The 17,625-nt window shown below is 67.2% G+C and carries 15 protein-coding genes; 7 read left to right on the top strand and 8 right to left on the bottom strand.

Annotated elements, in window-relative coordinates:
- Positions 1-232: 232 nt before the first annotated feature.
- From RMP06_RS15945 to RMP06_RS15925, 5 genes are all read left to right on the top strand, one after another.
- The gene (locus RMP06_RS15945) at positions 233-1,486 is read left to right on the top strand and encodes a CmpA/NrtA family ABC transporter substrate-binding protein (RefSeq protein WP_310462775.1); all 1,254 of its coding nucleotides are present in this window, start codon (positions 233-235) and stop codon (positions 1,484-1,486) included.
- Positions 1,487-1,488: 2 nt separating this feature from the next.
- Positions 1,489-2,418, top strand: coding sequence for a nitrate ABC transporter permease (gene ntrB, locus RMP06_RS15940; protein ID WP_409050183.1), 930 nt, complete (start codon positions 1,489-1,491; stop codon positions 2,416-2,418).
- A gap of 85 nt (positions 2,419-2,503) precedes the next feature.
- Entirely contained in the window at positions 2,504-3,283 is a 780-nt protein-coding gene (locus tag RMP06_RS15935; protein ID WP_310462808.1) for an ABC transporter ATP-binding protein, read from the top strand.
- A gap of 187 nt (positions 3,284-3,470) precedes the next feature.
- On the top strand, positions 3,471-3,992 hold the full coding sequence (locus RMP06_RS15930; RefSeq protein ID WP_310462774.1) for a hypothetical protein: 522 nt from the start codon (positions 3,471-3,473) through the stop codon (positions 3,990-3,992).
- A 47-nt stretch (positions 3,993-4,039) separates the two neighbouring features.
- Entirely contained in the window at positions 4,040-4,813 is a 774-nt protein-coding gene (locus tag RMP06_RS15925) for a type III pantothenate kinase (protein ID WP_310462773.1), read from the top strand.
- On the opposite strand, the gene RMP06_RS15920 is transcribed toward RMP06_RS15925, so the two are convergent.
- The 6 genes from RMP06_RS15920 to RMP06_RS15895 all read right to left on the bottom strand — a co-directional run bounded on the left by RMP06_RS15920 (position 4,801) and on the right by RMP06_RS15895 (position 12,456).
- The gene (locus RMP06_RS15920) at positions 4,801-6,915 is read right to left on the bottom strand and encodes a putative bifunctional diguanylate cyclase/phosphodiesterase (protein ID WP_310462772.1); all 2,115 of its coding nucleotides are present in this window, start codon (positions 6,913-6,915) and stop codon (positions 4,801-4,803) included. The two genes, RMP06_RS15925 and RMP06_RS15920, sit on opposite strands and share 13 nt — an antisense overlap.
- A 78-nt stretch (positions 6,916-6,993) precedes the next feature.
- The gene (hslU, locus tag RMP06_RS15915) at positions 6,994-8,358 is read right to left on the bottom strand and encodes an ATP-dependent protease ATPase subunit HslU (RefSeq protein WP_310462771.1); all 1,365 of its coding nucleotides are present in this window, start codon (positions 8,356-8,358) and stop codon (positions 6,994-6,996) included.
- Complete coding sequence (gene hslV / locus RMP06_RS15910; RefSeq protein WP_310462770.1) at positions 8,355-8,897, bottom strand: ATP-dependent protease subunit HslV; 543 nt, start codon at positions 8,895-8,897, stop codon at positions 8,355-8,357. Before hslV ends, hslU begins: the two co-directional genes overlap by 4 nt.
- A 63-nt stretch (positions 8,898-8,960) precedes the next feature.
- Complete coding sequence (locus RMP06_RS15905; protein ID WP_310462769.1) at positions 8,961-10,757, bottom strand: hypothetical protein; 1,797 nt, start codon at positions 10,755-10,757, stop codon at positions 8,961-8,963.
- 28 nt (positions 10,758-10,785) lie between these two features.
- Positions 10,786-11,259, bottom strand: a complete 474-nt coding sequence (gene dksA / locus RMP06_RS15900; RefSeq protein ID WP_310462768.1) for an RNA polymerase-binding protein DksA — start codon at positions 11,257-11,259, stop codon at positions 10,786-10,788.
- Positions 11,260-11,397: 138 nt separating this feature from the next.
- Positions 11,398-12,456, bottom strand: coding sequence for a CobW family GTP-binding protein (locus tag RMP06_RS15895; protein WP_310462767.1), 1,059 nt, complete (start codon positions 12,454-12,456; stop codon positions 11,398-11,400).
- Between the two features lie 171 nt (positions 12,457-12,627).
- On the opposite strand from RMP06_RS15895, the gene RMP06_RS15890 reads away from it, so the two are divergent.
- The gene (locus RMP06_RS15890; RefSeq protein WP_310462766.1) at positions 12,628-13,515 is read left to right on the top strand and encodes an HlyC/CorC family transporter; all 888 of its coding nucleotides are present in this window, start codon (positions 12,628-12,630) and stop codon (positions 13,513-13,515) included.
- Positions 13,516-13,519: 4 nt separating this feature from the next.
- Entirely contained in the window at positions 13,520-15,031 is a 1,512-nt protein-coding gene (lnt, locus tag RMP06_RS15885) for an apolipoprotein N-acyltransferase (protein ID WP_310462765.1), read from the top strand.
- Between the two features lie 23 nt (positions 15,032-15,054).
- On the opposite strand, the gene RMP06_RS15880 is transcribed toward lnt, so the two are convergent.
- On the bottom strand, positions 15,055-16,185 hold the full coding sequence (locus RMP06_RS15880) for a YbdK family carboxylate-amine ligase (protein ID WP_310462764.1): 1,131 nt from the start codon (positions 16,183-16,185) through the stop codon (positions 15,055-15,057).
- Between the two features lie 37 nt (positions 16,186-16,222).
- Positions 16,223-17,539: a cation:proton antiporter gene (locus tag RMP06_RS15875; protein WP_310462763.1), complete on the bottom strand. Its 1,317-nt coding sequence runs from the start codon at positions 17,537-17,539 to the stop codon at positions 16,223-16,225.
- Positions 17,540-17,625: the final 86 nt, after the last annotated feature.

Raw genomic sequence — 17,625 nt, 5'->3', positions numbered from 1 at the left:
CGGTTCTACGGGGTTGCCGAGGGGCGCAGCGTGGGTGTGCAGACCTGGCACGGTCCCTGCAGTAATGCTGTCGAGGCCCTGGCAACGGGGTGCTCACTAGGTGGGACATTTTGGACAACGGCGTCCGATCGTCCCGGCTCCCCGGCGCAGGCCGGGCGTGTCGGACAACGATCGTGACGCCGTCTTTTTTTGCCCTCGCAACTGCCCTTGGTGGGCCACGGAGATTCTGCACATGACGACGCCCCTGTTTCCTGTCAACCCGTCTCGACGCGACTTCCTCCAGCGTGCCGCCGCCGTGACGGCCGCAGGCAGCGCGGTCGCCTTGCCCGGTGGTGCCTGGGCCGCCGGCTCGGATGCGCCCGAGAAGAAGGAAGTCCGCATCGGCTTCATCCCGTTGACCGACTGCGCCTCGGTCGTGATGGCCTCGGTGATGAAGTTCGACGAGAAGCACGGCATCAAGATCATCGCGTCCAAGGAGTCGTCCTGGGCCGCCGTGCGCGACAAGCTGGTCAATGGCGAGCTGGACGCGGCGCATGTCCTGTACGGCCTCGTCTACGGCGTTCACCTCGGTGTGAGCGGCCCGAAGAAGGACATGGCGGTGCTGATGACCCTGAACCACAATGGCCAGGCGATCACGCTGTCGAAGAAGCTGGCCGACAAGGGCGCGGTCGATGGCGCAGGACTCGCCAAGGTGATGAAGGCCGAGCCGCGTGAATACACCTTCGCGCAGACCTTCCCGACTGGCACGCACGCGATGTGGCTGTACTACTGGCTCGCCTCCAACGGCATCAACCCGATGACCGACGCCAAGGTCATCACCGTGCCGCCGCCGCAGATGGTGGCCAACATGCGCGTGGGCAACATGGACGGCTTCTGCGTCGGCGAACCGTGGAACCACCGCGCCATCATCGACGGCATCGGCGTGACCGCCACGACCACGCAGGACATCTGGAAGGACCACCCCGAGAAGGTGCTGGGCTGCACGGCCGAGTTCGTCCAGAAGAATCCGAACACCGCCCGCGCCATGGTCATGGCGATCCTGGAGGCCAGCCGCTGGATCGACACCGGCCTGCAGAACAAGATGAAGATGGCCGAGACGATCGCCGAGAAGTCGTATGTGAACACCTCGGTGGACGCGATCAACCAGCGCATCCTGGGCCGCTACCAGAACGGCATGGGCAAGACCTGGGACGATCCGAACCACATGAAGTTCTTCAACGACGGTGCGGTGAACTATCCCTACCTGTCGGACGGCATGTGGTTCCTGACGCAGCACAAGCGTTGGGGCTTGCTCAAGGGCGATCCGGACTACCTCGGCGTGGCCAAGGCGATCAACCAGACGGCGCTCTACAAGGAGGCCGCCACGCAACTGAAGATCAACGTGCCCAAGTCCGACCTGCGCAGCAGCAAGTTCGGTGACGGCGTGGTCTGGGACGGCACCAACCCGGCAAAGTACGCCAGCAGCTTCAAGATCAAGGCGGCCTGACCATGAGCACGATCACCATGCCTGTTTCCGGCGCCTCCAGCGTCAGCCCATCGTCGGCGCCCGCTGCCGTCTCGCGCACTCCGGTCGCCGCGCCTGCCCCGGTGATCGACGTGGCGGCACAGGCCCGGCTCAAGGCCCAGGTCGCCGCGATGGCCCGCGCCCAGCGCCTGCGCACCATGGCGCGGTTCGCGGCGCCGCTGCTGGGTTTCCTCGTGCTGCTGCTGGTATGGCAGGCGGTAGCGCACAGCGGCGACAAGCAGCTCCCCGGCCCGGTCCCGGTCTGGCATGCGGCGGTCAAGCTGTTCTCCGATCCCTTCTACGTCAACGGCCCGAACGACCAGGGCATCGGCTGGAACGTGCTCTCGTCGCTCAAGCGCGTGGGCGTGGGCTTCGGGCTGGCGGCGCTGGTGGGCATTCCGCTGGGCTTCATGATCGGCCGTTTCAACTTCCTGAACCAGATGCTCGACCCGCTGATCAGCCTGCTGCGGCCGGTGTCGCCGCTGGCCTGGCTGCCAATCGGGCTGATGGTGTTCAAGGCGGCGAACCCGGCGGCGATCTGGACCATCTTCATCTGCTCGATCTGGCCGATGGTCATCAACACGGCGGTCGGCGTGCGCCAGGTGCCGCAGGACTACCTGAACGTGGCCCGCGTGCTGAACCTGTCCGAGCTGACGGTGATGCGCAAGATCCTGTTCCCGGCCGTGCTGCCCTACATGCTGACCGGCGTTCGGCTGGCGGTGGGCACGGCGTGGCTGGTGATCGTCGCCGCCGAGATGCTGACGGGCGGGCAGGGCATCGGCTTCTGGCTGTGGGACGAGTGGAACAACCTCAACGTCGCCCACATCCTGATCGCGATCTTCGTCATCGGCGGCGTGGGCGTGATGCTCGAAGCCCTGCTGGTGGCGATTGCCCGCCGTTTCGACTATTCCTGAGTTTTCGAGGACACGCACCATGAGCACGAGCATTCCCGCCCCGGACACCCGCAGCCAACGCTTCCTGCGCATCGAGAACGTCGGCATGTCCTTCCCGACCAAGCAGGGCGCGTTCGTTGCGCTGCGAGACGTGAATCTGAACGTGGCGCGCGGCGAGTTCATCACGATGATCGGCCACTCGGGCTGCGGCAAATCGACGCTGCTGAACCTTGTCGCCGGGCTGACGACACCGACCTCGGGCGTGCTGCTGCTCGACGGCCGCGAGCTGAAAGGCCCCGGCCCGGAGCGCGCGGTGGTGTTCCAGAACCACTCGCTGCTGCCGTGGATGACGTGCCAGGAAAACGTCGGGCTGGCGGTGGAGCGTGTGTTCGGCGCCACCGAGTCGAAGGCACAACTGCGCGACCGTGCGCTGGCGGCGCTGGAGCTGGTTGGCCTGATGCACGCCAAGGACAAGCGGCCGGGCGAGATCTCCGGCGGCATGAAGCAGCGTGTCGGCATCGCGCGGGCGCTGGCGATGGAGCCGAAGATGCTGCTGATGGACGAGCCGTTCGGTGCGCTGGACGCGCTGACCCGCGCCAAGCTGCAGGACGAGCTGATGAAGATCGTCGCCACCACCGGCTCGACGGTGATGATGGTCACGCACGACGTGGACGAGGCGGTGCTGCTGTCCGACCGCATCGTGATGCTGACCAACGGGCCGGCGGCGACGATCGGCGAGGTGCTGTCGGTGCCGCTGCCACCGGTGCGCGAGCAGTTCCGCGCGCGGCTGGAGATGGCGCACAACGCCGACTACCTGCACGCCCGCGAGGCGGTGCTGGAGTTCCTGTACCACAAGCAGGCGCATGTGGAAAAGGACGCCGCCTGAGGCCTGAGATTCCGTTGAATCTGGTTGTACTGAATTGAAACGGCTGCGTTGCAACTGGGCAGCGCAAGGTGAAGATTTACAGTCACAATTCCCATGTGGTGAATCAGCGATTCCGTTGAGTCCTTCACCACGATCGCGAGGGCCGACCTTGGGGATTCCGTGCAAGACCGCTGCTGGCCATGCTGAGTTGGCGTCGCAGGACTGTCGGCTGTCCAAGCGACACCGCGTGCTGCTGCTGCTGGTGGATGGAGAACGTTCACTGAACGAGGTGGTGCGACTTGGACGCCAGGTGGGTGTGCCCCGCAGCTACATCGACGAACTTTTTGCGCTTGGCCTGATCGTCATCGGACCGCCCGTGGCCCCGGCGATCAGCGAGTTCGCCGCCTTCGGCCCTGACATTGCGCTGACCAAGCTGGACGCAGTGGGCGACACCATCGGCTTCGGTGGCGCGATGGGCAACACGGAACTGGCGCAGCTCGATGCGCAGGACACCAGCCTGGCGCAGGCGCGTGTGGCGGTGCTGCAGGTGTTGCGGGCCAACGCACCCGTTTTCGGGATGGTGACGATGATCCGGGTGCGGCGTGTGCGGTCTCGCGCAGAATTGCAGGCCTTGCTGCCCGAGGTGCAGGCTCGACTGAGCCGCTCGCGGCCGCTGGTCGAGGCGCGGCAGCTGATGCTGCGCGTCGAATCCCTGCTGGCGGTCCGCTGACGGTCGCCGGTCCTCTCCCACCCTAGCGCCGTAGCGGTAGTGCCTGCATGAGTTTTCTTGTCATCGACATCGGCAATACCCGTCTCAAGTGGGGACTCTACGCGGCTCCCCGCCCCGGGGCCGAACTGCTGGCGCATGGTGCGTCATTCCTGGAAACCATCGACCGCCTGGCCGATGACGAGTGGGCGTGCCTGCCCGCCCCCACGCACATGCTGGGCTGTGCGGTGGCGGGTCTGGCCGTGCGCCGGCGGGCCGAAGAGCAACTGGAGCTGTGGGATCTGGAGCCGCGCTGGGTGGTCTCGCAGCCGTCGGCCTGTGGCGTGACCAACGGCTACGAACATCCAGCCCGGCTGGGCTCGGACCGCTGGGTGGCGATGATCGGCGCGCGGGCGCGGGTGCTGGCGTCCGGGCCGCCGCGGCCGGCGCTGGTGGTGATGGTCGGGACAGCGGTCACGGTGGACGCGCTGGATGCCGAGGGCCGCTTCCTGGGTGGGCTGATCCTGCCTGGTTTCGGACTGATGCTCAAGGCGATGGAGTCGGGGACGGCCGGGTTGAAGGTGCCGACCGGCGAGGTCTGCCAGTTCCCCACCAACACCAGCGACGCGCTGATGAGCGGTGGTACCTACGGCATTGCGGGCGCCATCGAGCGCATGCACCGCCACCTTGTGCGGCGTTGCGGGCAGCCGCCGGTGCTGCTGATGAGTGGCGGTGCGGCGGTCAAGTTGGCACCGGAGACCGATCTGCCGTTCGAGCTGACCGACACGCTGGTGTTCGAGGGGCTGCTGCAGCTCGCCGCGGCCGGGCCGGGTCAGGGTGGCTGATCTGGACGCAGTGCGGGTTGCGCGTCCAGCCAACGCTGCATTTGCGGCACGGTCAGCGGTGCGCTGATGATCATCCCCTGCAGCTGATCGCAGCCTTGTCCGACCAGAAACGTCCTCTGGGCTTCGGTTTCCACACCTTCGGCGACCACGTTCAGGCCGAGTCCGCGGGCGAGCTGGACGATGGCGCTGGCGATGGCGGCAGATTCGCGCTGGTGCGGCAGTTCCTGCACGAAGGAGCGGTCGATCTTCATGGTGTCGATCGGCAGTTCCTTGAGGTGGCTTAGCGAGGAGTAGCCGGTGCCGAAATCATCCACCGACAGTTTCACGCCCAGTGCGCGCAGCTGCAGCAGCCGCGCGCAGACCTGCGGCACGTCGTCCATCAGCATGCGTTCGGTCAGCTCCAGCTCCAGCCAGCCAGCCGGCAACCCTGTCTCCGCCAGCAGGGCCTGGATCAAGGCCACGAAGTCTGGCGCCTGGAACTGCAGGGTCGAGAGGTTGACCGCCACGGTGAGCGGCCAGCCCGCGTCGTGCCACAGGCGCGCCTGGCGGGCCGCTTCGCGCAGCACCCAGGCACCGATGGGCACGATCAGCCGGTGCTGCTCGGCCAGCGCGATGAACTCGTTGGGCGCCAGCAGCCCGCGCTGCGGATGTTGCCAGCGGATGAGCGCCTCGACACCGATCGGGTGCCCGTCGCATGCGCGTACCTGTGGCTGGAACAGCAGTGCGAACTCGTCGTGGATGATGGCGTGGCCCAGCTCGCCTTCGAGCATCAGGTTGTCGTAGGCCGAGGTGGCCACCTCGGGCTCGAAGAAGGCGAAGGTGGCGCGGCCACGGCCCTTGGCGACGTGCATGGCGGCATCCGCATGCTTGATGAGCACGTCGGGCGTATCGCCGTCCTGTGGATAGAGCGCGATACCGATCGAGGGGGTGACCGAGATCGATTGGCCCTCGACCGTCACTGGCGCCCCCACCGCTTCGAGCAACTTCCCGGCTACGCGGACCACCGCATCACGGTCGCGCACGCCGGGCAGCAGCACCATGAACTCGTCGCCGCCGAAGCGGGCAATGCGGTCGGTGCTGCGCACGCACGCGCACAGGCGCTGCGCGATGGTTTTCAGCAGTGCGTCGCCGCGGGTGTGACCGACCGAGTCGTTGACGCGCTTGAAGTGGTCCAGGTCGATGAAGAGGAGCGCGAGCTGGGTGTCGGAGGCGCGGGCGGCCACCATGAGGTGGTCGAGCTGGGCCAGAAAGGCCGCGCGGTTGGGCAGTCCGGTCAACGCATCGTGGTGGACGAGGTAGTGCAAGCGGGCCTGGGTGGCGTGGCGGTCGTGGATGTCGCGTACCACGGCCATGCGCATCGGCTCGCCGTGCTGCATGGTGCCGCGGTCGATCACTTCGACGGGGATGCGCGTGCCGTCTTGGTGAACGACGGCTGTTTCGAAGGTGACGTCCTGCAGTCCGTCGAGCTGCCTGACGGTGTGGGTCTGGTGTTCCGGAGCGATCAGCATCAGTGCCGGGCGGCCCAGCAGATCGTGCAGCGACAGGCCGACCAGCTCGCACAGTGCCGGGTTGGCGTCGGCGATGTGGCCGTCGCGGTGGAAGAAGATGCCCTCGATGCTGGCCTGGAGGAACTTGGACAGGCGCTCCTCGGATTCGAGCAGCGCGCGCTCGGCGGCGTGGTGTCGGCTCTGGTCGACGATGAGCACGTAGACGCCAGAGCGGTGGCCCTGCGGGTCAAGGTGGGGTGCGAGGGTGATCTCGACCCAGAGTTGCTGGCCGTCACGCAGCGTGAGCGGCTGCTCCAGCGTGACGGCGAGACCGTCCTGCAGGGTGCTGGCGAGCGCGGGCGAGAGCCGTCGGCCCAGTTCGGGTGCCAGTACATCCACCAGTGCCCGGCCCAGCGGCACGCGCGCCGCATCGCACAGGCCCTGCATGAAGGTCCGATTGGCATAGGTGCAGAGCTGCCGCGTGCCGTCGAAGTAGGCCATCATGACCGGCGCGCTGTCGGCCAGTTGGCACAGCGTGTCCCTGTCCCGCCCGGCGTCGCGCAAGTCTGCCCCGGAGGGGGCGTCGTCGGCAGAAGGACCTGAGGGGGAAGGCATGGGCGCTGATGATACCGACCTCGGTGTTCTTGTCTGACGTCCGTACACCCCCGTGTTCCAGGGTGATGTCCCCTAGTATCAGAGGATATAGCGCGACAGATCTTCGTTGCCGGCGAGCGCGCCGAGGCGATTTTCCACATCCGCGGCGCTGATGGCGATAGTCTGGCCCGCGCGCTGCGGTGCGTCGAACGATATCTCGTCGAGCAGACGCTCCAGCACCGTGGACAGCCGGCGCGCGCCGATGTTTTCGGTGCGCTCGTTGACGCCGTGGGCGGTCTCGGCGATGCGGCGGATGGCGTCGGGGGTGAACTCCAGCGTCACGCCCTCGGTCGCCAGCAGCGCCTGGTACTGCTTGATCAGGCTGGCGTGGGTGCTGGACAGGATCGCCTCGAAGTCGTCCACGCTCAGCGAGGACAGCTCGACGCGGATGGGGAAGCGGCCCTGCAGCTCCGGGATCAGGTCGCTTGGCCGCGACAGATGGAAGGCTCCCGATGCGATGAACAGGATGTGGTCGGTCTTGACCATGCCGTACTTGGTGTTGACCGTCGTGCCTTCGACCAGCGGCAACAGGTCGCGCTGCACGCCCTGGCGCGAAACGTCAGCGCCCTGCGCGTCGCTGCGGCTGGCGACCTTGTCGATCTCGTCGATGAAGACGATGCCGTTCTGCTCGGTGTTGTGGAGCGCGCGGGTCTTGATTTCCTCGTCGTTGACCAGTCGCTGCGCCTCTTCCTCGATCAGCAGGCGGCGCGCCTCGGCAACGGTGACCTTGCGGGTCTTGCGCTTGCCCTGGCCGAGCTGCGAGAACATGCCCTTGAGCTGCTCCGCCATGTCCTCCATGCCGGCCGGGCCCATGATCTCGACCGCCTGCCGCGTTTCGGCGAGATCGATCTCGATCTCCTTGTCTTCCATCGTGCCTTCGCGCAGGCGCTTGCGGAATGTCTGGCGGGCGGCGCTGTCGGCCGGGGCCGGGGCGGGCGCTGCCGGCCCGCCGAACCCGAAGCCCAGACCACCGGATGCCTCCTGGCGCAGAGGGGGCACCAGCACGTCGAGGATGCGGTCCTCTGCAGCGTCTTCGGCACGGTGGCGCATCTGCACCACCTGCTTCTCGCGCTCTTGCTTGACGGCGCTCTCGACGAGGTCACGGATGATGGTGTCCACGTCCTTGCCGACGTAGCCGACCTCGGTGAACTTGGTGGCCTCGACCTTGATGAACGGCGCGTCCGCGAGTCGGGCCAGCCGGCGGGCGATTTCGGTCTTGCCGACGCCGGTCGGGCCGATCATCAGGATGTTCTTCGGCGTGATCTCGTGGCGCATCGCGGCGTCCACCTGCTGGCGGCGCCAGCGGTTGCGCAGCGCGATGGCGACGGCGCGCTTGGCGTCGTGCTGGCCGACGATGTGGCGGTCGAGTTCGGAGACGATCTCCTGCGGGGTCATGGCGCTCATTCCAGCGTCTCGATGGTGTGGGACTGGTTGGTGTAGATGCACAGGTCGCCGGCGATCTCCAGCGAACGCTTGACGACCTCGGCCGGTGTCATCTCGGTGTGCTGCAACAGGGCACGGGCGGCGGCCTGCGCATAGGCGCCGCCCGAACCGATGGCCACGATGCCATGTTCTGGCTCCAGCACGTCGCCGTTGCCGGTGATGATGAGCGAGGCGGTGCGATCGGCCACGGCGAGCATGGCTTCCAGCCGGCGCAGCACGCGGTCAGTGCGCCAGTCGCGGGTCAGCTCGACAGCCGCGCGCACGAGGTGGCCCTGGTGTTTCTCCAGCTTGGACTCGAAGCGCTCGAACAGCGTGAACGCGTCGGCCGTGGCGCCAGCAAACCCGGCCAGCACCTGGTCGCGGTGCAGCTTGCGCACCTTGCGGGCAGTGGACTTGACGATGATGTGGCCGAGCGTGACCTGGCCATCACCGCCGATGGCCACGGTGTTGCCGCGGCGCACGCTGACGATGGTGGTGCCGTGATAGGACTCGGTGGACATGGAGAAGAATTCCAGTGAAGGGGCCGGGCCGGCTTGCGGCGCTGCTGCGGGCAGGCCGGAGGATCAAAACTTCCGAACGGTGACGCGGGCGTGTTCGCTGATGCCCATGGCGCCGCAGAACAGCGCCACCAGGCGGTGGGCGTCGATGAAGTTGACGTTGCGCCCCTCGGAGTGGCGCGAGAGCACCCAGTTCAGCAGGTCACCCGCCGCGATGAAATCGACGCGGATCAGACGCGCGCAAGAGACCTGGATCAGCGTCGATTTGCCGATCTGCAGGTCCATGCCCTTCAGCAGGTTGCCGATGTCGCCGATGAGCTGCCCGTTCAGCTCGACTGTGGCCACCTCCAGCAGACCTTCGTCGGGTGTCTGGGATTCCATGAAACCAGTGACCACCTCGGCCACACTGGAGACTGGCGCGACCGTCCGTCCAGTTTCGTCGGACAGCCGCAGCACGCAGCGCGACGAGGTCCATGAGGGCGGCGAGACCTCGTAGGTCAGGCAGTAGTCGATCGCGACCTGGTCGAAGTCGAGCGTCCGGTGGGTCAGACGCATCGCTTCGAGGCGCAGCATCCAGTACGCCGGATCCGCATCCCGAACGCCGGTCGGCGACAGATCCGCGAGCAGTGCGAACAGCGACTCTCCGCCGAGCCAGCACATCTCGATGGGCTCGTCAGCCCAGTCCTTCAGGAGCCGGTGCAGGGCGCTGGCCGCTTGTGCGTCGATGTGGCGGGCATGGCGCCAGTCGAGCACCCATGGCAGCGGCATCTGCAAGAGCTGCGAGCGCAGCTGCGTCACGGAATCCGCGTCGATGAAATCGGGTGCTACCCAGCCGACAGTGCCGTCGAACTGGCTGTTGCCGCGCTGGGTGGGGCGCGCACGCTCGCTGGCCACGGCGTCCGCCACCAGCCGTGGCAGTGAATACCACTGGGGTGGCGACCAGCCGAAGCGCTGGGTGTAGTCCAGCGCCAGCGACTCGAACTTGAGCTGCTGGCCGATGGCGCGGTAGAGGTCAAACAGCGCGTACCAGGTCTCGGCGTGCTGGGCACGCTGGCCGCTCAGGCTGACGAGGCTGTGCAGCGAGCGCTCGCAGAGTTCGAAATCGGCGTTGGCGAAGGCGATCACCGCTTCGTCGAGGTCGGGATCGTGCGCCAGTTCGGTGACCTCGACACTGTGCGGCGGCGTGTCGTCCATCGGGCCGTGGACGCTGCTGATGCGACTGGGGGGCGGCAGACGGGTCGCGCCGGTCGTGAGGGTCGAGGAGTGTGTTGAGATCGGCCGCAACGAGATGCCGCGGGAATGGGTTTCGTACCCGATGAGTTCCGACTCCATCTGCATCGGCGTCGTCGGCTTGAAGGCGTCGGAGAGCTGCGGATGGGTCGCCATCACCTGCGGCGCGGTCGTCGCACCGAAGAAGGATTCGGTGCGGGCAACAGGCACCTGACGCCCGACCGTCACGGCCGCATTGCGCCGCGGCGCCGAGCCGTTCGATTCGCCGACCATCTGGCGCTCGATGGCGTCGATCTTGTCCTTGACGTCGTCGCTGTCAGGCCGCGTGGCGTAGCTGTCCTGGCTGCGCACCTCGGAGTCGTCGAGGTGCGACAGGCCGTCGAGTCCGGCCAGACCTTCGCCGGTCAGGCCTTCGCGGCGGATCTTGCGCAGAGTGTCGAACTCGCGCTTGCGCACGAAGTCGTTGCGCCGCTTGCGCTCGATCATCGCCTTGAGTTCCGACTTGGCGTAGTCGTCTTCCTTGCTGTCCGTTCCGGCCGAGTTCAGGTCCGCCCAGTCAGTGGTCGGGTTGAGCGCGAAGCGCACCACCTTGCGGAAAAAACCGCTCTTGGGAGGATCCTTGGGGTCAGCCATGTCTGGAGGTGCGGCTGGGCCCGTGTGCTCAGTCGCCGAAGAGTTTTTGTTTCAGTTCCCTGCGCTGCTGCGCTTCCAGCGACAGTGTAGCGGTCGGGCGTGCCAGCAGGCGCCCCAGGCCGATCGGTTCGCCGGTTTCATCACAGTAACCATAGTCGCCGGATTCGATGCGGCTCAGGGACTGGGTGATCTTCTTGAGCAGCTTGCGCTCGCGGTCACGGGTGCGCAGCTCCAGCGCGTGTTCTTCCTCGATCGTGGCACGGTCGGCCGGATCGGGAACGATGGAGGTGTCCTCGCGCAGGTGCTCGGTCGTCTCGCCGGCGTTGGCCAGCAGGTCGTCCTTCTGCTTCTTCAGGCCTGCGCGAAAGAAGTCGAGCTGCTGGTCGCTCATGTACTCGCTCTCGGGCATGGCCATCAGCTCGGCGTCTGTCAGGTCGCGGCCGGCTTTGGTCTTCCACGCATTGGCGAGGGTCGGGTCAGTCTTGGGATCGTTCTGGGACATTGGAGACTCGGGTGGCAATCAAGGGTGAAATCGTGGCGGCCACCTGTCAGGGCCGATTCCGGGCGCGCGGATTGTATCCACCTGGGCCCACGTGTGCCTGAGGCCCGGCTGCGGGGGCGAACCCCCACGTGCGGCGTTTCACACCAGACACTTCGTCAGACCTTGCTGGAACACCTCGCCGGGCAGGTCGATGCCGATGAACACCATCTTGCTCTGGCGCTTCTCGCCGGGCATCCACTTGGGGCCGAGGTCGCTGCCCATCAGCTGGTGCACGCCCTGGAAGATGACCTTGCGGTCGGTGCCCTTCATGTTCAGCACGCCCTTGTAACGCAGCATCTTCGGGCCGTAGATCTGCACGATGGAGCCGAGGAAGTCCTCCAGCCTGGCCGGGTTGAAGGCCTTGTGCGAGCGGAAGACGAAGGACTTGACGTCGTCGTCGTGGTGATGGTGGTGCGGGTGGTCGCAGTGCTCGCCGTGTTCGTGGTCGTGCCCATGGTCGTGACCGTGGTTCCCGTGGCCATGGCCCTGGTCGGCGGCGGCCAGGAACTCCGGGTCGATCTCCAGCTTGGCGTTCAGGTTGAATCCGTGCAGGTCGAACACCTGGGCGATCGGCACATCACCGAAGTTGACGCGGCGCTGCGGTGCGCGCGGGTTCATGTGCTTGAGGCGGTGCGACAGTGCGTCGAGCGTGGCTTCATCGACCAGATCGGCCTTGCTGATGAACAGCTGATCGGCGAACCCGATCTGGCGGCGCGCTTCCTGGCGGTCGTCGAGCTGCTTCTGCGCATGCACGGCGTCCACCAGCGTCAGGATGGAGTCGAGCAGGTAGCTCTCGGCCACCTCGTCGTCCATGAAGAAGGTCTGCGCCACCGGACCCGGATCGGCCAGGCCGGTGGTCTCGATCACCACGCGGTCGAACACCAGCTCGCCCTTGCGGCGCTTCATCGCCAGGTCCGCCAGCGTCGAGCGCAGATCCTCGCGAATCGTGCAGCAGACACAGCCGTTGCTCAGCTGGATGATCTGCTCCTCGGTGTCGCCGACGAGGATGTCGTTGTCGATGTTCTCTTCGCCGAACTCGTTCTCGATCACGGCGATCTTCTGGCCGTGGGCCTCGGACAGGATGCGCTTGAGCAGCGTCGTCTTGCCCGAGCCGAGAAAGCCGGTGAGGATGGTGGCGGGGATGAGGCCTGTGGACATGGATGGTGGGCGAGAAGCCGAGGGCAAAAGCGGATTGTCGAATGTCTGTCAAGCCCCCGGGTGTGTCAAGGCATCCGGCCCGCCACGGTACTGACCCCGGGAGTCGCCCCGGTACCTCGCAAGTGCCCGCATCGGGTATTCTCGGCACATGATCACTACCGGCACCTGATCGTGTCCGAACCCCAGCAGAGTTCCCGTTTCGGCCGCGAGTCGGGGCGGGCCACTCCACACGATCACCGCACGCTCTTCGAGCGCGTGATCGAATTCATTTCCCCCGGCCCCGACTCCCGGGACGAGCTTCTGGAGACGCTGGCCGACGCCGAGAAGCGCGAGCTGATCGACCCGGAATCACGCTCGATGCTCGAAGGCGTGTTGCGCATGGCCGATCTGACGGCCGGCGACGCGCTGGTGGCAGCCCCCCGGATGGACCTGCTCGACATCGCCTCGACCTACGACGAGGTACTCGCCAGCGTCATCGACACCGGACACTCCAGGTTCCCTGTGTACGAAGGTGAGCGCGACAACATCATTGGTGTGCTGATGTCCAAGGACTTGCTCAAGGTCCAGCGTTCGCCCGACCTGCACCTGCGCACGCTGCTGCGGCCGGCGCTGTTCGTGCCCGAGTCGAAGGGTCTGAACGAGTTGCTGCGTGACTTCCGCTCGAACCGCAATCATCTGGCCATCGTCATCGACGAGTTCGGCGCGCTGGCCGGGTTGATCACGATCGAGGATGTGCTGGAGGAGATCGTCGGCGAGATCGAGGACGAGTTCGACGACAAGGTGGGCGAGTCCGGGCTGTACACGCTGGCAGACGGCAGTTGTCGGGTGCCGGGCGATGCGTCGATCGAGGCGGTCAACGCCCATTTCGCGATCCAATTGTCCGAGGACGGCATCGAAACCATCGGTGGACTTGTCGCGCACCGCAACGGTCGGGTGCCGCGACGCGGTGAGGTGGTCGATGTCGGCCCGCTGCGCTTCTCGGTGATGCTGACCCGGGGCGGCGCAGTGCGCTGGTTCAAGGTGGTGCGCCTGTCGCTGGACGAGATGGCCGGTGGTTGAGCGGATGTCAGCGCGCACGCGGCTGCTCGGGCTGGTCGCGGTGGCTGTGCTCGCTGGTGGTGCGCAGGCGTGGTCGATGGCACCGGTGGCGCGCGGTTGGTTGCAGGTGTTGTCCGTGGCTGTGCTGCTGGCCCTCGTCAGCGCCGTGCCTCGGCCGCGTGCCTGGCTGGTCGGTGGGGCGTTCGGTGCGGGCTGGCTGGGCGGCACGTTCTGGTGGCTCTTCATCAGCCTGTACCGCTACGGGCACCTGCCGGCCTGGCTCTCCGTGCTGGCAGTGGCGTTGCTGGCGGTGGCACTGTCGGTGTACCTGGCCGTGGCAACCGCGCTGTTCGTGCGCTGGCGCAGCGGCCAGATCTGGTCTGACCTGCTTCTGTGGGCGGCCTTGTGGCTGCTGGCCGAGCTGGCGCGGGCGCAGATCTTCACCGGGTTTCCGTGGGGCGCGGCCGGCTACGCGCATGTGGACGGGCCGCTGGCTGCGCTGGCGCCGTGGGTCGGCGTGTACGGCATCGGTGCGGTGTCGGCCATGCTGGGCCTGTTGGTGCAGCGCGGAGTGGCGTCGACGGGTCTTGCCGGGCGTCTGGGCGCCGCAATGCTCATCAGTGCGCTGGCGCTGCTGCCTGCCTGGAGCGGCGGCGAATTCACCCGAGCGCGGGGCGAACTCTCGGTGACCCTGCTGCAGGGCAATGTGCCGCAGGACGAGAAGTTCGACTTCAGCCGACTGCCCGAGACCCTCGACTGGCACCTCAAGGCGCTGCTGGCGTCGAAGGCCGATCTGGTGGTCGCGCCAGAGACCGCCATCCCGCTGCTGCCCGCGCAACTGCCGCAGGGCCTCTGGGACGGGCTGCAGGCGCACTTCGGACAGGGGCCTACCCGTGCGCTGATCGGCGTGCCGCTGGGCGACGCCGAGCGTGGCTACACCAACTCGGTGGCAGGGCTGGGCGCCGGGGAGGGCAAGTCGTTCTACCGCTACGACAAGCACCACCTCGTGCCCTTTGGCGAATTCATCCCGCTCGGCTTTCGCTGGTTCGTCGACATGATGCAGATGCCGCTCGGCGACTTTGCCCGCGGACCGCTCGTGGCGCCGTCGTTTGTGGTCGGCCCGGAACGGGTCGGGCCGAACATCTGCTACGAGGATCTGTTTGGCGAGGAGCTGGCCGCGCGGTTCGTGGACGCTGCGACGGCGCCAACCGTGCTGGCGAACGTCAGCAACATCGGCTGGTTCGGCGAGTCGATCGCAGTGGACCAGCACCTGCTGATCTCGCGGCTGCGCACGCTGGAGCTGCAGCGGCCGATGGTGCGCGCCACCAACACGGGCGCAACGGTGGCCATCAACCACCGCGGGGTGGTGACACACCGGCTCGCGCCGCATGTGCGCGGCGTGCTGGAGGCGCGGGTGCAGGGGCGAGAGGGCACGACGCCGTTCGCCTGGTGGGTGGGGCGCTTCGGGCTGTGGCCGCTGTGGGTCGTGGGGCTGGCTGGCGCTGTCTTTGGCTGGCGCCGCCGGGCATTGCCCTGAACTGGGTGGCGGCGGCGTTGTGGCTAGCGCGCCGCCGAAGGGCTGTGCGCCCAGCGCCGTGCCGCTGCTTCCACTACCTCCGACAGTGGCGCATCCTCCGCCCGCTGCCGCCGCAGCCACTGCGCGTCGTTGCCTTCGCCGAGCGACTCGCGCAGCAACTGGCAGGCGTCCCATGACTTCAGATCGACTGCGTGCGTCTCGACCCGCGCCAGCGTGCGCACGATGTCGTCGCGCAGCTTGCCGCGCTCCTTGGTCTGCGGGTTGACGATCTCGCCCTGCAGTCCGAAGCGGCAGGCCTGGAAGCGGTTGTAGGTGTAGACGAGGTAGTCATCCTCCACCGGCTCGAACGGCCGCTCCTCGATCAGGTAGCGGCAGATCGCCTGCAGGTAACACGCCAGCGCCGCCGCCTTCTCCACCGTCAGCGGCGTGTCGCACACCCGCAGCTCGATCGTGCCGTACTCGGGCTTGGGGCGGATGTCCCAGTAGAAATCCTTCATCGACTTGACCACGCCGGTGGCGGTCATCTTGTCGAAGTAGCCGCCGAACTCATCCCAGCTCCGCACGAACGGCGCCCGCCCCGACAGCGGAAAAGCGAACACCGAGTTCAGCCGCGCAGAGTCGAAGCCGGTGTCGTGGCCCTGCACGAACGGCGAGGACGCGGACAGTGCGATGAAGTGCGGCACGTAGCGCGACAGTGCGTGCAGCAGCCAGAGCGCGTCGTCGCCGTTCGGGCAACCGACGTGGACGTGCTGGCCGAAGACGGTGAACTGCTTGGCGAGGTAACCGTAGAGGTCGCTGATGTAGTGGAAGCGCTCGCCCGGGTAGATCTGCTGCTCGCTCCAGTGCTGGAAGGCGTGGGTGCCGCCACCGGCGATCTCGATGTTCAGCCGCCGCGCCGCCCGCACGAGCTGGTCGCGCATGTCGCGCAGCTCGGCCACCAGCGGGGTGTGTTCGCGCTGGATGGACGTGCCGATCTCGATCATCGAGCGCGTGATCTCGGGCTTGATGTCCCAGGCACCGGTGTGGCGGGCGGTTTCACGCAGCAGATCCTGCGCCTGCGGGATGAGGTCGTGGTCATGCGTGGAGATGAGCTGCAGCTCCAGCTCGACGCCGATGGTCAATGACTCGGAGAGGGCAAAATCCTGCAAGGGCATGGGTGGGTTCCTCGTGTCGGGTCGGGGCGTCTGCGGGTCAGCGGGGCGCGTTGCTGCAGGTCTCGCGGGCCACCTTGCACAGCCCGAGCTGCAGCCAGACCGGCCCGCTCAACTGCATCAGCGTCAGCGCGATCAGCAGCGCCTGCAGCAGCGTCGAGTCCGGCAGCGGCAGCGCGCTCGGCCAGCCCAGCGTGTTGCCGGTCAGCAGCACCGCCAGACTCGACGCCGGCTGCAACGCCAGCCCCAGCCCGAGCGCCTGCCGCCAGCCCAGCCCGCTCGGCCGCGCCAGCAGCAGCACGGTGCCGGTCTTGGCCAGCAAGCGTGTCCCGATGATCGCGGCCACCAGCGGCAGCAGGTCGATCAGCCCCTCCAGCGTGGACAGCAGCCCCAGCGTCACCAGCAGCAGCAGCGTCAGCGCCGCGCCGCCACTGCCGAGCTGCGGCTCCACGCGCAGCCGGTGGCCCATGCGTGCCCGTGCCACCATGCCGGCGATCAGCAGGGCCAGCAGCGGCGAGAACGTGAACTGCGCCGCCAGCATCGCCGCCAGCACCACCAGCGCGAGCTGCAGCGCCGCCAGTCCCGACCCCTGGATCTGCCGGCTCAGCCGCTCCAGCAGCAAGCCACTCACGGCGCCGAGCAGGTAGGAGCCACACAGCGTGTAGAGCGCCCCGGCCAGCGCCGGCTGCCACTCGAAGCCATCCGAGTCCAGCGTGGTCAACACCCGCCACGCCGTCAGGGCCAGCACGGCGCAGACCGTGTTCACCGCCGTCATCATCAGCAGGCGGTCGCTCACCTGACCCCGCGGCTTGAGTTCGTTGAGCACGGTCATGGTGATCACCGGCGAGCTGGCCATCGCCACCGCCCCGGCCAGCGCCGCGGACGACAGCGACACGCCCATCCATACCAGTACCGTCGTCACCGCTGCGCCCGTGACCAGTGCCTCGGCCAGACACTTCACGGTGAGCCACGGGTTGTCGATCAGCCAGCGCGGGCGGATGCGGCTGCCCAGCTCGAACACCAGCAGTCCGACCGCCAGGTCCAGCAGCGGCTTCCACGGGTCCAGCTCGGCACGTGCCACCAGGCTCAGCGCCAGCGGGCTGGCGAGGGCGCCCACCAGCATCGCGCCCAGGGCCCGCGGCAGCCGCGTCATGCGGTGGACCGCCTCGCCGGCCAGCAGCGCCACGATCATCAGCACCGCCAGCCCCATGATCGGGTCCGCGCCGCGTAGGGCCTGGATTGGCCACAGCGCCAGCTCGCTGCCGAGCGTGCCGAGGTTGTCCAGACTCAGGCCACCCGGCATGTCGGCCGCCAGCCGGTCCAGGGGAAACGACACATCGAACTTGCTGACACTCACACCCGGTCTCCTGAGCGGCACGGCTGAATTGGGGATGGTTACATGGCGTACATTGAGAAATACGTCACGAAAACTTGCGGTCTTGG

Origin of the sequence: Sphaerotilus sp., assembly GCF_031429695.1 — a bacterium.
Lineage (GTDB): Bacteria > Pseudomonadota > Gammaproteobacteria > Burkholderiales > Burkholderiaceae_C > Sphaerotilus.
Note: the sequence above shows the minus strand (reverse complement) of the source record. Positions and strands in the feature narration are given on the sequence as shown.